Source organism: Pseudomonas sp. K8 (assembly GCF_014889455.1).
Taxonomy (GTDB): Bacteria; Pseudomonadota; Gammaproteobacteria; order Pseudomonadales; family Pseudomonadaceae; genus Aquipseudomonas; species Aquipseudomonas veronii.
Window position 1 is genome coordinate 163,219 of the sequence record NZ_VJWO01000002.1, and the last position, 14,874, is coordinate 178,092.

The 14,874-nt window shown below is 58.6% G+C and carries 13 protein-coding genes; 7 read left to right on the plus strand and 6 right to left on the minus strand.

Annotation, left to right across the window (positions count from 1 at the left end):
• Positions 1-11 precede the first annotated feature (11 nt).
• On the minus strand, positions 12-500 hold the full coding sequence (locus INT12_RS02140) for a TIGR00645 family protein (RefSeq protein WP_017847323.1): 489 nt from the start codon (positions 498-500) through the stop codon (positions 12-14).
• Between the two features lie 163 nt (positions 501-663).
• Between INT12_RS02140 and INT12_RS02145 the strand changes: the two genes are divergently transcribed.
• Positions 664-2,487 carry a hypothetical protein gene (locus INT12_RS02145; protein ID WP_102616967.1) on the plus strand — a complete coding sequence of 608 codons (1,824 nt, stop codon included), beginning with the start codon at positions 664-666 and terminating at the stop codon, positions 2,485-2,487.
• 6 nt (positions 2,488-2,493) lie between these two features.
• On the opposite strand, the gene INT12_RS02150 is transcribed toward INT12_RS02145, so the two are convergent.
• Entirely contained in the window at positions 2,494-2,811 is a 318-nt protein-coding gene (locus tag INT12_RS02150) for a hypothetical protein (RefSeq protein ID WP_017847321.1), read from the minus strand.
• 179 nt (positions 2,812-2,990) lie between these two features.
• Entirely contained in the window at positions 2,991-5,429 is a 2,439-nt protein-coding gene (locus tag INT12_RS02155) for a Lon protease family protein (RefSeq protein WP_017847320.1), read from the minus strand.
• Between the two features lie 267 nt (positions 5,430-5,696).
• On the opposite strand from INT12_RS02155, the gene INT12_RS02160 reads away from it, so the two are divergent.
• The 4 genes from INT12_RS02160 to INT12_RS02175 all read left to right on the plus strand — a co-directional run bounded on the left by INT12_RS02160 (position 5,697) and on the right by INT12_RS02175 (position 9,800).
• A complete protein-coding gene (locus tag INT12_RS02160; RefSeq protein ID WP_017847319.1) occupies positions 5,697-6,185 on the plus strand; it encodes a DUF3015 domain-containing protein in 489 nt (162 codons plus the stop codon).
• 92 nt (positions 6,186-6,277) lie between these two features.
• Positions 6,278-8,131 (plus strand): DUF4105 domain-containing protein, encoded by a 1,854-nt coding sequence (locus tag INT12_RS02165; protein ID WP_193040816.1) that lies wholly within the window; start codon positions 6,278-6,280, stop codon positions 8,129-8,131.
• 34 nt (positions 8,132-8,165) lie between these two features.
• Complete coding sequence (locus INT12_RS02170; protein ID WP_128191697.1) at positions 8,166-8,477, plus strand: chorismate mutase; 312 nt, start codon at positions 8,166-8,168, stop codon at positions 8,475-8,477.
• A gap of 237 nt (positions 8,478-8,714) precedes the next feature.
• Positions 8,715-9,800, plus strand: a complete 1,086-nt coding sequence (locus tag INT12_RS02175; RefSeq protein WP_193058746.1) for a type I restriction endonuclease — start codon at positions 8,715-8,717, stop codon at positions 9,798-9,800.
• 95 nt (positions 9,801-9,895) lie between these two features.
• Here the strand turns inward: INT12_RS02175 and INT12_RS02180 are convergent, their stop codons facing one another.
• Entirely contained in the window at positions 9,896-10,186 is a 291-nt protein-coding gene (locus INT12_RS02180) for a DUF3077 domain-containing protein (protein WP_017848262.1), read from the minus strand.
• A 428-nt stretch (positions 10,187-10,614) separates the two neighbouring features.
• Between INT12_RS02180 and INT12_RS02185 the strand changes: the two genes are divergently transcribed.
• The gene (locus INT12_RS02185; RefSeq protein WP_026140185.1) at positions 10,615-10,971 is read left to right on the plus strand and encodes a hypothetical protein; all 357 of its coding nucleotides are present in this window, start codon (positions 10,615-10,617) and stop codon (positions 10,969-10,971) included.
• Positions 10,972-11,041: 70 nt separating this feature from the next.
• Entirely contained in the window at positions 11,042-11,539 is a 498-nt protein-coding gene (locus INT12_RS02190) for a GreA/GreB family elongation factor (protein ID WP_017848264.1), read from the plus strand.
• Here INT12_RS02190 and gdhA read toward each other — a convergent pair.
• Together gdhA and ettA are read right to left on the minus strand one after the other, a co-directional pair.
• Entirely contained in the window at positions 11,536-12,873 is a 1,338-nt protein-coding gene (gene gdhA / locus INT12_RS02195; RefSeq protein WP_193041053.1) for an NADP-specific glutamate dehydrogenase, read from the minus strand. The genes INT12_RS02190 and gdhA overlap by 4 nt on opposite strands.
• Before the next feature lie 299 nt (positions 12,874-13,172).
• Positions 13,173-14,837: an energy-dependent translational throttle protein EttA gene (ettA, locus tag INT12_RS02200; RefSeq protein WP_017848266.1), complete on the minus strand. Its 1,665-nt coding sequence runs from the start codon at positions 14,835-14,837 to the stop codon at positions 13,173-13,175.
• Between the last annotated feature and the right edge of the window lie 37 nt (positions 14,838-14,874).

A 14,874-nucleotide genomic window follows, 5' to 3' on the forward strand; every position in this document is an offset into this window, starting at 1 on the left:
CGGCGCGGGGATCAGTGCTTGGTGAGCTTGTCCAGGTAACCCATGGCGAACGCCGAGACCACAAAGGTCATGTGGATGATCACGTACCACATCAAATGCTGCGGATCGACGTTCTTGGCATCCATGAAGATGCGCAGCAGGTGGATGGAGGAAATCGCCACGATGGAGGCGGCCACTTTCATCTTCAGCGAGGAAGAGTCCATGGTGCCCAGCCAGTTGAGCTTTTCCTTGTTTTCATCGATGTCCAGCTGTGAGACGAAGTTCTCGTAGCCGGAGATCATCACCATCACCAGCAGGCCGCCGACCAGTGCCATGTCGATCAACGACAACAGCAGCAGAATCACTTCCGATTCGAGCATGCTGAAGATATTGGGAACGACGTGAATGATTTCCTGGAAGAATTTCAATGCCAGGATCAACAAGCCCAGGGACAACCCCAGGTAGATCGGCGCCAGCAACCAGCGCGAGGCGTACATCGTATTTTCGATAAAGCGTTCCATTGAATCTCACACAGCGTGGTTAGAAATGACGGTGAGTATACCAGCCGCTACCCAACACTTGTGACCGCGAGAAAACTGACCTGAGTGGCATCTGTAAGAGCGTTTTTCTGCTAGTGTCGAGGCCATCAACTCGGCTCAAAGACGTCGGACAGGAAAACTCAAGATGATGGATGTGCGTTCCCCTTGGGCCAGCATCGGCCTGTGTGCGGCATTGCTGCTGGCCGGTGGCTGTTCTCCCAGCGACGAGCAAAAGCAGACCACCCTTGAAGAGAAAACCAAGCAGTTCGAACAGTCGCTCGACAGTATCCAGGACCCCAAACTGCGCGACGCCATCACCGACCTCGGCGGTTCGCTGTTGTTGCTGGAACGGGCGCGGGTCAAGCTCGCCAGCAAGCCCATCGAAGCCGAATACGGCGAAGACAGCCTGGCCCTGCTCAAGCACTACCCCACGCCCCAGGCCCTGGTCGACACCTACATCAACGGCCTGTTCGTGCTGCGCAAGACCTCCCACTCCGACTACCTGACCGATCTGCAGCCGGTGTTCCCGTTCAACTTCAATACGCCCGACCAGTTCCCGTTCCCCCATGGCCTGGAATGGCAGTCGGTGACCTTGAGCAACAGCAAAGTCATCCCCTTCCAGCCGGAATGGTCGGAAACCGATCCCGGCATCCAGTTGAGCCCCAGCAGTTCCAACCTGACCAACCCCGATGACCTGACAGTGACCTACCCGTTCATCGACGGCATCGAGACCGACAACAAGAGCCAGCCGCAGCCCGTCAGCCTCAAAGGTACGGTCGAGGTGGTCGCGCCGGGCAAGGTGCTGACGTTCGACCTGTCGAAAAAAGACCTCGGCCACCCACGCACCGAGGGCAATATCACCCTCAACCTGCTGAGCCTGGAAAAAAACTACGCCGAGATCGAACTGACCAACCACGAACCGCTGGCGGCGGAGGTCGGCGACGAATCACCGGACCCGTTGCTGGTGCAGGCCCGCGACAGTACCGGGCAGTTCCTCACGCGCTCGGGCTCGATCAACGAAAATGCCGCGCAGGTGGCGTTCTACGAGAAACAACTGGCGCAGATGCAAAAGCAGAAAGCCTGGTCGGACGCGTTTGAGAAACAACTGACGGACGAGCAGAAAGCCTTCGAACACCAGCAAAGCAGCCATTACGCCAAGGTCTACTTCAATGGCCTGATCGACACGCTGCAGGTCGACGTGCTGGACTTTTCCAAGGCCACGCTGACCCGCAAGGACCTCGACCTGCCCGTATTGCGCTTCGACAAAAACAGCCTGCAGAAAACCGTGCAAGCCTTGCCGATGGCGGTAACGGTGTATGACGACAGCACCGCCAGTTGGCTGAAAACCGCGACGATGACCGAGGACCAGCTGAAAAACAGCGTGACCATCAGCCAGTCCGTCGAAGATGCCAGCGCCGCGCATATCGTGTTTGACCACCCCTACACCTTCAACGACGAATTGGCGGGCACCGAACGCAACAGCGACGAAGCCCCGGTGACGTTTTTCACAGCCAATGAAAAAGGCGAGCGCGGCGAGCCCATCGAGTTGCCGAGCGAAGCCTTCGAGCTGAACCCTGCACGCGGCACGCTCACCTACGACCTCAACCTGTTCCCGGAGAACCCGGCGTTTGTGGTGGGCTCGATTCCGCTGTTCCTGACCAGCATCGACCAAGCCACGATCGACGTGGCCAAGCTGCCCAAGGGCCTGTCGCTCAAGGACAACGCGCTGATCGTCGACCAGGCGCAGTTCCCGTCCGACAGCTGGCGCTTCTATGCCAAGGACGCCAGCGGCAACTACCTCAAGGAAATCCTCGGGGTCAGCCACCACGCCGAGGAATACGGCACGGCGTTGTTTGATGTGCACTACTTCTACGGCCAGCCGACCCAGTTGGAAAGCTACCAGCGTACCAACCTGAGCACCGTGCAATACGGCTTCGAGGTCAAGCTGGACAAGCCCGAAAGCAAATAACCGGGCCTACAGGGCCAGGCATTCCTGCCCGTTATTGAGCTGGCGCAGGTGGGCCTGCAGATGCAGGCACCAGATCTGCGGCTCCTGCGCCAGCTCGTAGCCTTGCTGGGTCAGGTTTTCGACGATCGATTGCAGGAAGGTTTCGGCCACGAACGGCCCGGGAAACGGTCCCTGGGATTTGATGGTCGAAGGCTGCTCACCGGTCATTCCAGCGGCAAACAACAACGTCCACATCCCGTTATCCCCCGCGAGAGGGCGAATGGAGCATTCGATGCGAGTGCCCAGGCCCAGACACTGGCGGGTCAGGCAAAGGTTGCGCGGCATGGCGGCGACCCTCGGTAGATCGGCGTTCAGCCTCAAGCACGGCGAGACTGTTTCTATCCTGCGACTCCGGTGGATATCCCTAGTGCTCAGAATAGAAGAAAAACGCGATAAACCAAGGTTGTAGAGACCAACGGGCGTTGGCCCCCAACCTGGAGTCAATTTAGTGGCGGGCTAACCGATCAGCTCGGTTTGGCTTCCGCCTGCGCGTGCAGCGCCAGTTCCTTCTCAGCTTCCTTCAAGTCTTCCTCGCTGATCATCTCGGCAATCGCGCGCAAACGCTCGACCACACGCGCATTCACCGTGCCTTCGGGGAATTGCCCTTCTGCGTCCGGCTCACCGGCCGGCTCGCCGACCAGCAGGCTCAACGCCTCATCCGCCTGGCGCACCGCATAGATATGGAATTGCCCGGCGCGCACGGCCTGCAACACCTTCTCATCGAGCATCAGCGTGGCGACGTTGGCCTGCGGAATGATCGCGCCTTGTTCGCCGGTCAGCCCACGCGCTTCGCAGAGGCGGAAGAAACCTTCGATCTTCTCGTTGACCCCGCCCACCGCCTGCACTTCACCAAACTGGTTGATCGAACCGGTGATGGCAAAACACTGTTTGAGCGGGGTTTTCGACAAGGCCGAAATCAAGGTACAGGCCTCGCCCAGGGACGCGCTGTCGCCGTCCACATAACCGTAGGACTGTTCCAGCGCGATACTCGCCGAGATCGCCAGCGGGAATTCCTGGGCATAACGGCTGCCCAGGTAACCGGTGAGGATCATCACGCCCTTGGAGTGAATCGGCTGGCCGAGGTTGACCTCACGCTCGATGTCGACGATGCCGCTGCCGCCCGGGTACACCGTGGCGGAAATCCGCGCCGGCACGCCGAACGCCGAATCGCCGACTTCCAGCACCGTCAGCCCGTTGCACTTGCCGACCGCCGCGCCGGCGGTGTCGATCAGGATCACCCCGGCGAGCATGTCGTCGAGAATCCGCGCCGACACCCGCCCGGTGCGCGTGGCCTTGGCCTTCAGCGCACGTTCGATGTGGCCGGCGTCGGTCATTTCGTCGCCCGCCAGGTGGCGAATGAAATCCGCCTCGCTGACCAGTTGGAACAAGTCGCCAATGCGCGCCGACAACCGCCCCTGGTGTTCGGCCAGGCGTGCGCTGTAGGTGGCCAAGCGCGCCACCGCGTCCGAGGTCAGCGGCGCCATGCCCTCTTCCGAGGTGCGGGTTTTCAGCAACTGCGCGAACTGCTCGAGGCTTTCGTCGACCATCGGGATGTCTTCGTCGAAATCCACCAGCACGCGGAACATTTCCTGGAAATCCGGATCGGCGTCCTGCAACGCGTAGTACAGCTGGCGGGAGCCGATGATGATCACCTTGACCTGCAACGCAATCATCTGCGGGTTGAGCGTCACCGTGGCCAGGCGGCCCAGTTCGCCCAGCGGCGACTCCATCTTCAGCTTGCGCGACTGCAGGGAACGCTTGAGGGCGTCCCACACAAACGGCTCGCTGAGCATCTTCTCGGCTTCGAGGATCAGGAACCCGCCGTTGGCCCGGTGCAAGGCGCCCGGACGCAACTGACGATAGGTGGTGTAGAGCGCGCCCTGATCGGTGCTGTATTCGATCCGGCCGAACAGGTTGTCGTAGGTCGGGTGCGGTTCAAACACCACCGGGGCGCCGCCGTTGACCGGATGGCCGACCACCAGGCTCGGGCAGTACTGTTCTTCGAGCAGCTTGCGGGCCTGGGCGTCGGTCTTGGCGTCGTCCACCAATTGCTCGACCACGGTTTTCAGCAAGTACACCTGCATGGCTTGCAGGTAACCGCATACGGCGGCGTTTTCTGCGTACTTTTCCGACAACGGTGACAGCAATGGCTGTAGGGCCAGGGTGATGGTTTCTTCGTTGAACTGACGCAGTTGGTTGTTCGACTCACGCTTCCACTGCGGCAGGCTGGCCAGCTCTTCGTTGAGGCGTTCTTCCAGTTCGGAAATATCGGTGTGGAAGCGCTCGCGATCGACTTCCGGCAACTGCGAGAACTCGGCCTCGTCCAGCGCCTTGCCGTCGAGCATCGGAGTGAACGCGATGTTGGAACTGTCGCGGTACAGCGCCACGTCCTTTTCCAGGGCCAGGCGTTCGATCACGTCCAATGCCTTGTCGTAACGCTGGTTGAACGCGCGGTCGATAGCGCTTTTGCGTTGTTGATACGTCGGGTGTTCGAACACTGCCGGGAAGGTCGCCACCAGGTTGTCGATCAAGCCGTTGATGTCGCTGATGAACGCCGCGGCGCCGCCTGCCGGCAGTTCCAAGGCGCGGGGTTCGCGGGGCTCATCGAAATTATTCACATAGACCCAGTCCGACGGGGTCTGCAGGCGTTTGCCTTCGGCCTTCAGGTAGCGTTTGACGAACGAAAAGCGGCCGGTGCCCGGCTCGCCCATGACAAACACGTTGTAACCGGGGCGTGGCATGGCCACACCGAACTGCAAGGCTTCAACCGCACGTTCCTGGCCAAGCACACCGCGAAAGGGCTCCAAATCATTGGTGGTCGAGAAGCTGAACTGTTCAGCGGAGAAAGGGCGAGTCAGCGCTTCGGGCGCTAGACGCAAGCTGGCAGCAACAGGATCAGGCATCGGGCTTCCTTACATCAGGCGGGGCAGATGGCGGCATTCTGGCTCTCTGTTACGCGCTCTGGCAAGGCGCGCCTGAGGTAAAGCATAGACACGGGCTGCGTCCTACAAAAAAATCGAGATATCTCTGATTGTTTTATTAAAAATCACGGAACCCCTGGAACCTGCCTAAACTCCAAACTGCGCGGGCTGGACTAATAACCGGCCCCTAAGGCGCGTTACTGCGCCTGAACCCTTGTCCATTGGTTTGCACACAAAGAGAACAAAGCTATGAAACGGATCCTTCTCGGTACTCTCTTCACCGTCGTTTCCCTCAACGCAATGGCTGAATCACCCGGTGGCCCGAACTGCGGTTGGGGCAACATGCTGTTCGAAGGCCAGCGCGGCACGCCGGCGCACTTCCTGGCGTCCACCACCAACGGCACCTCGGGCAACGCTACCTTCGGCATGACCTCGGGCACCAACGGTTGCAGCACCAACAGCGCCCTGACCTACGGCGGCAAATCGTGGATTGCCATGAATGGCATGATGAACGAGCTGTCCGAAGACATGGCCAAAGGCAATGGCGAAGCGCTGACCACCTATGCCGTGGTACTGGGCGTTGCACCGGAAGATCGCGAGCACTTTTCTGCCGTGACCCACGAACACTTCCAGCAAATCTTCAGCAAGGCCGACGTGACCGCTGAGGATGTCCACAACAACACCCTGGCTGTACTGAAAAGTGATGCCCGCCTGGCGAAATACGCAACCCAGGCTTAAGCTCGAGCCGCCCGCGCCCTCCAAGGCGCGGGTCTTATTTTTGGACCCGCCTCCCCGCTTGGGTCTCACTTTTTCCGACTTAAGTTGCCCCTATGCTCAAACGCCTTGCCTGGATGGCACTCTTCGCCTGCGCCCCGTTGTATGCGGCGCCGCATCTTGATGATCAACGTTTGCAGCAATTGGCCAACGATCCGTTCTGGTTGTCCTTGGGCCATTACGAAGCCGGCAAAGTCAGTGGCTGGCGCAGCTATGTCAGCGACAAAAAATTCTTCCTCGCCGCCGATGGTGCCCATCACCCGGATGCCGAACTCAAGGCCACCGTCGACGCGCTCTACGCGCCGGCCAGCCTGGGTGAAAAACACGCACAATGCGTTTACCCCGCACGTACCCGCTGGCTCAAAGACCGGTTGCAACTGACCGACCTGCCCGCCGTGGGCTGCAACGAATTCAAGCAATGGTTCAAGGACGTCGCGCCCCATAGCGCGGTGATGATCTTCCCGGCGGCCTACCTCAACAGCCCTTCATCGATGTTCGGCCACACCCTGCTGCGCATCGACCAGGCCGACGTGCAGAGCAACAACACCGCGCTGCTCAGCTATGCGATCAACTTCGGCGCGTACATCGAAGGCTCGGACAACAGCATCCTCTACGCCTGGAAAGGCCTGATGGGCGGCTACCCCGGCCTGTTCGCCCTGGTGCCCTACCAGGAAAAACTCTCCGAATACCGCAGCCTGGAGAACCGCGACCTGTGGGAATACCGCCTGAACCTGACCCAGGTCGAGACCGAGCGCATGGTCGAGCACGTATGGGAACTCAAGCAGATCCAGTTCGACTACTTCTTCTTCGACGAAAACTGCTCCTACCGCCTGTTGGAGTTGCTGCAAGTGGCCCGCCCCGGCCTGCGCCTGACCGAGCAATTCCCGCTCACTGCGATCCCCACCGACACGGTCAAGGCCGTGAAAGACGCCGGCCTGGTCGAGAAGATCGACTATCGCCCGTCCCGTGAGCGCGAGTTGCTGGAACGCGCCAAACCGCTGGACAGCGACGAGCAGCAATGGGTGCTGAAAGTCAGCGACGACCAGAAACAACTGCAGGCGCCCGCGTTTAAAGCGTTGCCGCGCGAGCGCCAGGCGCTGATCATCGACGCCGCCTACCGCCTCGGCCGCTACCGCGCCAATGGCCTGGAGCGCGACACCGAACGCTCCCAACGCAGCTTCGAACTGCTGCGTGCGATCAACCAGAACCCCGCGCCCGACCTGAAGATCACGCCCCCAGGCCTGCCGGAAACCGGCCATGAATCACGCACCTGGCAAGCCGGCATCGGCACGCGTGGCGCCAAAGCCTTCGGCGAATACGGCCTGCGCATGGCCTACCACGACCTCAACGACAATGCCGAAGGCTTCCCCCTCGGCGCGCAGATCGAGATCCTGCAAATGAAACTGCGCCAGTACGAAGGCAACCACTGGCAACTGCAGCAACTGGACCTGGCCACCATCCGCTCCCTGACTCCGCGCAACGCGTTGCTGCAACCCTGGTCATGGCAAGTCACCGGCGGCCTGGAACGCGTGCCGGGCAAACACGACGATGAAACCCTGGTCGCCCACGTCAACGGCGGCGCCGGCGGCACCTGGCAACTGCGCGACGACATGCTCGGCTTCGCCCTCGGCACCGTGCGCGTGGAACACAACAACGACTTCAGCGAAGCCATCTCCCCCGCCGCCGGTTTCAACACCGGCGTACTGTGGAAAAACCCGCTGGGCAACCTGAGCCTGGAAGCCAAGGGAGATTTCTTCACCAATGGCGAAGTACGGCGCAGCATCAGCCTGAACCAGCAGTGGGAATTGTCGCGCAACCTCGGCCTGCGCCTGAGCGCCCAGCGCGAGTACAGCCACTTGTCGACGCCGGTGAATGAGGTAATGCTTGAGATGAAGTGGTATCACTACTGACCAACGCCCAACCAGAATCAGGAGTTCACTCAACATGGCCGTTACCTGCACCACCCTTGAAGAAGTCCGAAGCAACATCGACCGCCTCGACCAGCAAATCGTCAGCCTGTTGGCCGAACGCGGCCACTACGTTTCCCAGGCGGCACGCTTCAAAAAAGACACCGACGGCGTCAAGGCACCACAGCGCGTCGAACAGGTGATCAGCAAAGTACGCAATCTGTCCCAAACGGTCGGCGCCAATCCCGACGTCACCGAACAGGTGTACCGCGCGATGATTGCGGCGTTTATCCAGCAGGAATTGGCTGAGCATGCTGCGCTGGCAGGAGTTGACAGATCATCCGCCTAGACTATCCGTCTACCTATCCAGAATTTTCAGACTTTTTGTCCTGCACACACAAATTTGTCGCACACCTGCAACCTATTGATAAATAGATAAGAAATTTACGAACTTTTTTAGCTTTTTTTCAATTAAAGACAAACAACCTCTTACCGCATTTTCTTTATGGTTTTTTGTGTCTAGTATCAGATGGCTGTCAATTTGCCACCACATCTATACACGGAACCGAATAGGTAAGAGGTTTATATGGAATTTTTTGAAAAGCTCACCAGCCTGGCAGCCAAAGTTCGACTGCAAGGCCCCGCCATCCAAACAGAAGAAGCTACAAAAAATGCTTTTGTAATGCCTTTTATCAACACCGTGCTGGGCTACGACGTGTTTGATCCACAGGAAGTGATGCCAGAATTTGTCTGCGATATCGGGACAAAGAAAGGTGAAAAAATCGACTACGCCATCATGAAAGACGGTGAGGTTCAGATACTTATCGAATGCAAAAAAATCGGTGAGTCATTGAGCATCAATCACGCCTCTCAGCTTTTCCGTTACTTTCACGTCACAAGCGCAAGAATATCAATTCTCACCAATGGTCAGGTCTATAGATTTTTTACTGACCTAGATGCCCCGAACAAAATGGACGAGAAACCATTTTTAGAATTGGATCTGCTAGACATTGATGAGTACTCCGTGCCGGAGCTGATAAAGCTGACTAAGTCGGCCTTCGACGTCGACTCAATCATCAACGCTGCGGGAGAGCTGAAATACGTTAGCCAACTCAAGAAACTCATCGGCGCTCAAGTCAGCAAGCCAGAAGATGACTTCGTAAAATTCTTCGCATCCCGCGTTTACGAGGGAGTAATCACGCAGAAAGTGCGTGAGCAATTTTATGAGCTGACTCGAAAAGCCTTAGCCCAGTTTCTAAATGACCAGATCAACGATCGCCTGAAGTCAGCGATGAGCGGCACGATCCAACCGATAATGACATCGATGCCCGTCACAAACAGCGCAAACGCAGATACGCAGGATAGAGACGAGTCAGGAGACAAGATCCTGACTACGCTGGAAGAACTGGAGGGTTATCACATCGTTCGGGCCCTTGTCCGATCAGTGGTCGATGCCAAACGAATTGTTCAGCGAGATACCCAAAGCTATTTTGGGATATTGTTGGATGACAACAACCGCAAACCAATTTGTCGTCTTCACTTCAACCGAAGCCAGAAGTACCTCGGGATTTTTGACGAAGAAAAAAACGAGACACGTCATGCGATCTCTTCCATTGATGAGATATACGAATACGCAGATCAGCTGAAAAAGACCGTGGGTTATTACGCTTGATGGTTGCAGGGTGATAGCGGGAAGCCTCTTACAAGGCTATCGATAAACCTGTGGCAAGTGGGCTTACCCGCTCGCCACAGGAACAGTGTCTACCTTTAGGCTGCGGGTGTTAGCGCCTGAGTCAGATCATCCACTACAGCCTTGCCCATCTCACATAAAAAATGCGCAGCCCAGGCATATTGTTCGCCACGGACATCCATGGCGGCTTCCATTGCAAGTTTCTTAGAGTAGTAAAGCAGGGTGGAGGCGTGCTCTAGCGCTTCATCAATGGGCATGCCGGCATTGACGCGAAACAACGGTTTTTCGTTTTCGCCGTAGTCGCCGAACGTAACGACGCCTAGGGTAGTGATTGAGGACTGTGGTGGATCGGGCACGACTTTAGTCATGATGCACCTCTAAGTGAAATAAAGGACCACCACAACACGTCGCTAAACATGAAGGGGTGGCAGCTGTACGCAGGTTAGCGAACCGGTCACCTAGACACCCGGCAGATCCGAAGATCTCCCACGCACAGCCGCCATAACACGATATCGACGAACGTAAAAACCGCCGGCCTAATGTGTACAGAGGATGCGTCTCGGTGGTTCGGGTCGCTAAACCCGGTCACTGTTTTCACAGCGAAGTCAGGAGGCTAGTGATCCAAACCCTAAGGCGCAATAGGGCAGAGATTCTCTAGGAATCGTCCTGCAATTTAAAGAGAATCGTCATTGATGGCCCTTTAACCCAACACCTTTCTCACCCCCCTTTCACATCCCCCCGACGAATCCCCTTCTAGACTTCCCCTATCAGCCGTGAAACGGCCAGGGAGCGAGTAATGTGGCGGTATGCAGTAATGCTGTGTGCGGTGCTGGGGTTGTCGGGTTGCCAATCGACCCATCAGGAGTTGCTGGCCAAGGGTTATCCACCGGCGTTTGCCGATGGCTTCGATGACGGTTGCAGCAGTGGTCGCCAGGCAGCGGGGGTGATCACCGGGGAGTTTCGTAAGAATGTGCCGCGTTATCTGAAAGACCGCGTATACGCCGAAGGCTGGGAAGATGGCTTTCGCCAGTGCAAGGCCATGCGCGAAAACGAAGAGTTGCGCGACTACAAAGATCGTCACTGGGACGAGCGCGAGCGCGCCTGGCAGCAGGAGAAGGATCGCGACGCAGCCAAGGCTTATCGCTCGCAATAGGTCGCTTTCAGACATTCGTCGAAACTTAAGTGCGGCGAACATGGCCCAAACGCTATAGAGGGAGCCTGTCATGAGCCGAGCTTTTGTGAATGAAGACAGCGCCGCCGCCCAGGCCGACCCACCGGTCGAGCGTCAGGTCAGCGAGCAACCCAATCGCCTCACCGCGCGCGGGTTGGCGCAGTTACAGGCCAAGGTCGCGCAGTTGCAGCAGGAATACAGCGTCGAATCCGCCAAGGGCGAACAGGCCGACAAACAGCGCCAGGCCGACCTTGAGCGGGATTTGCGTTACTTCAACCAGCGGCTACAGAGTGCCCAGGTGGTGGCGCCGGCCGTGTCCACCGACAAGGTGCAGATCGGCAGTTGGGTGACCTTTGCCAATGAGCAGGACGAGCAACAACGCATTCAGTTGGTCGGTGAAGACCAGGCCGATGCCGGTGCGGGCCTGATCAACTGGGGTTCGCCCCTGGGTCGGGCGCTGCTCGGGGCCCGGGTGGGCGACGAGGTGCTGTGGCAGCGCCCCGTCGGCGATCAGTTGATCGAAGTGCTGCGCATCGAGGCCGAGACCTAGACGATGCCTTGGGCCAGCATCGCGTCGGCGACTTTGACGAAGCCGGCGATATTCGCGCCTTTCACGTAGTTGATCCGGCCGTTTTCCTCACCGTAATGCACGCACGCGTGGTGGATCGACTGCATGATGTTGTGCAGTTTGCTGTCCACCTCACCGGCGGTCCACAGCAGGCGCATGGCGTTCTGCGACATTTCCAGGCCACTCACCGCCACGCCGCCGGCGTTGGACGCCTTGCCCGGGGCGAACAGAATGCCTGCGTCGATAAAGATATCCACAGCCTCCAGGGTGGTCGGCATGTTGGCGCCTTCGGCCACGCAGAGGCAGCCGTTGCGCAACAGGGCGCGCGCAGCGTCGGCGTTGAGTTCGTTCTGGGTGGCGCATGGCAGTGCGATGTCGCACGCCAGTTCCCACGGGGTTTTACCGGCGCGGAACTCCAGGCCGTAACGGGCCGCCAGTTCGCTGATGCGACCGCGCTGGACGTTTTTCAGCTCCAGCAACGCCGACCATTGCTCCTCCGTCAACCCGTTCTCGGCGTACAGGGTGCCTTCGGAGTCGGACAACGAAATCACCTTGCCGCCCAGGTCCATGACCTTGCGCGCCGCGTATTGCGCCACGTTGCCGGAGCCGGAGACCGCCACGCGCTTGCCCTCGACCCGCAGGCCATCGCGCTTGAGCATTTCTTCAGCGAAGTACACGCAACCGAAACCGGTGGCTTCGGGGCGGATCAAGCTGCCGCCGTAGGTCATGCCTTTGCCGGTCAGCACGGAGGTGAACTGGTTGCTCAGGCGCTTGTACTGGCCGAACAGGAAACCGATCTCGCGGGCACCCACGCCGATATCGCCGGCCGGGACGTCCACGTCCGCGCCGATATGGCGGTACAACTCGCTCATGAACGCCTGGCAGAAGCGCATCACTTCGGCGTCGCTCTTGCCCTTGGGGTCGAAGTCCGAGCCGCCTTTACCGCCGCCCATGGGCAACGAGGTCAGGGAGTTTTTGAAGGTCTGTTCAAAGGCGAGAAATTTCAATACGCCCAGGTTGACCGACGGGTGAAAGCGCAGGCCGCCCTTGTACGGGCCGATGGCACTGTTCATCTGGATACGGAAACCGCGGTTGACCTGAACCTTGCCGTGATCATCGACCCACGACACCCGGAAAGTAATCGCACGTTCCGGCTCGCAGATGCGCTCAAGAATGCCCGAGGTCAGGTAGTGAGGATTGGCTTCAAGAAACGGCCACAGGCTGCGTAGGACTTCTTCTACGGCCTGGTGGAATTCCGGCTGGTCGGCGTCGCGTTTCTTCAGGCGGGCAAGAAAGGATTCAACGGATTCGATCATGAAAAGTCTCGGCAAATTTATTGTCGTTAAGGGCGATTGAGCCGGACTTTATCAATTCATGTCGCACCGCGACAGGGCAAAATGTCGCCTTTGTGAATTTAAATGGTGCATTGGATATAAATAAACCTGAAAAACAGGCATTTGTCGCACCTAAAAGGGGATTTCAAAACGGCGCCATGCACCAACTGAAAAACCGCTATCGGAGGCAAGCCTCCTCCCACATTTGATCGATGTTCGTCAGGAAGTCATGGGCAAAAAAAACGGAGCCCGAAGGCTCCGCTTTTCCAAACCGACCCGAATCAGGCCAGTTTCTTGTGCCGTACACGGTGCGGCTGGGCAGCGGCTTCGCCCAGGCGTTTCTTGCGATCCGCTTCGTACTCGGTGTAGTTACCTTCGAAGAACACCGCCTGCGAGTCATCTTCATACGCGAGGATGTGGGTCGCGACGCGGTCGAGGAACCACCGATCGTGAGAGATCACAATGGCGGCGCCCGGGAAGTCCAGCAGGGCTTCTTCCAGGGAACGCAGGGTTTCAACGTCGAGGTCGTTGGACGGTTCGTCGAGCAGCAGGACGTTGCCGCCCTCTTTCAGGGTCAGGGCCAGGTGCAAGCGACCACGCTCACCACCGGACAGGTCCTTGACGAACTTCTGCTGGTCGCCACCCTTGAAGTTGAAACGGCCGACGTAGGTGCGCGACGGGATTTCATAGTTGCCGATACGGATCTGGTCGGAACCGTCGGAAATCTGCTGAAACACAGTTTTGCTGCCGTCGAGGTCTTCGCGGCTTTGGTCCACGCAGGCCAGTTGCACGGTTTCACCGACTTCGATGGTGCCCGAGTCCGGGGTTTCCTTGCCCATCAGCATGCGGAACAGTGTGGATTTACCCGCACCGTTACCGCCGATAACGCCGACGATCGCGCCTTTTGGCATGGAGAACGACAGGTTGTCGATCAACACGCGGTCGCCATAGCCTTTGGACACGTTCTTGAATTCGATGACCTTGTCACCCAGGCGCGGACCGGCCGGGATGTAGATCTCGTTGGTTTCGCTGCGCTTCTGGAATTCCTGCGACTGCATTTCTTCAAAGCGTTGCAGACGTGCCTTGGATTTTGACTGGCGGGCCTTGGCGCCTTTGCGCACCCACTCCAGTTCTTCCTTCATGGCTTTTTCGTGGGCCGATTGCTGCTTGGATTCGGCGGCCAGACGGTCGGACTTGGCTTCGAGCCAACCGGAGTAGTTGCCCTCGTAAGGGATGCCGGCGCCACGGTCGAGTTCGAGAATCCAGCCGGCGACGTTGTCCAGGAAGTACCGGTCGTGCGTGATCGCAACCACGGTGCCCGGGAAGTCGTGAAGGAAATGTTCCAGCCAGGCGACGGAATCAGCGTCCAAGTGGTTGGTCGGTTCGTCGAGCAGCAGCATGTCGGGAGCCGACAGCAGCAGGCGGCACAGGGCCACACGGCGCTTCTCACCACCGGACAGGTGTTCAACCTTGGCGTCCCACGCCGGCAGGCGCAGCGCATCGGCGGCGACTTCCAGCTGGCGATCGAGGTTGTGACCGTCGCCAGCCTGCAGGATGGCTTCGAGCTTGGCCTGTTCGGCGGCCAGCTTGTCGAAGTCGGCATCCGGTTCGGCGTAGGCGGCGTAGACTTCGTCCAGGCGGGCCTGGGCGTCCTTGATCACGCTGACGGCTTCTTCGACCACTTCGCGCACGGTCTTGGCCGGGTCCAGGATCGGTTCTTGCGGCAGGTAGCCGATGTTCAGATCGGGCATCGGGCGGGCTTCGCCTTCGAACTCGGTATCGACGCCGGCCATGATTTTCAACAGGGTGGATTTACCCGAACCGTTGAGGCCGAGCACGCCGATCTTGGCGCCGGGGAAAAAAGACAGCGAAATATTTTTCAGGATTTCCCGCTTCGGCGGAACAACTTTGCCCAGCCGATGCATGGTGAAGACGTATTGAGCCATGGTGAACCTAGCGTCAGTGACTGATGAATTGAGCGGG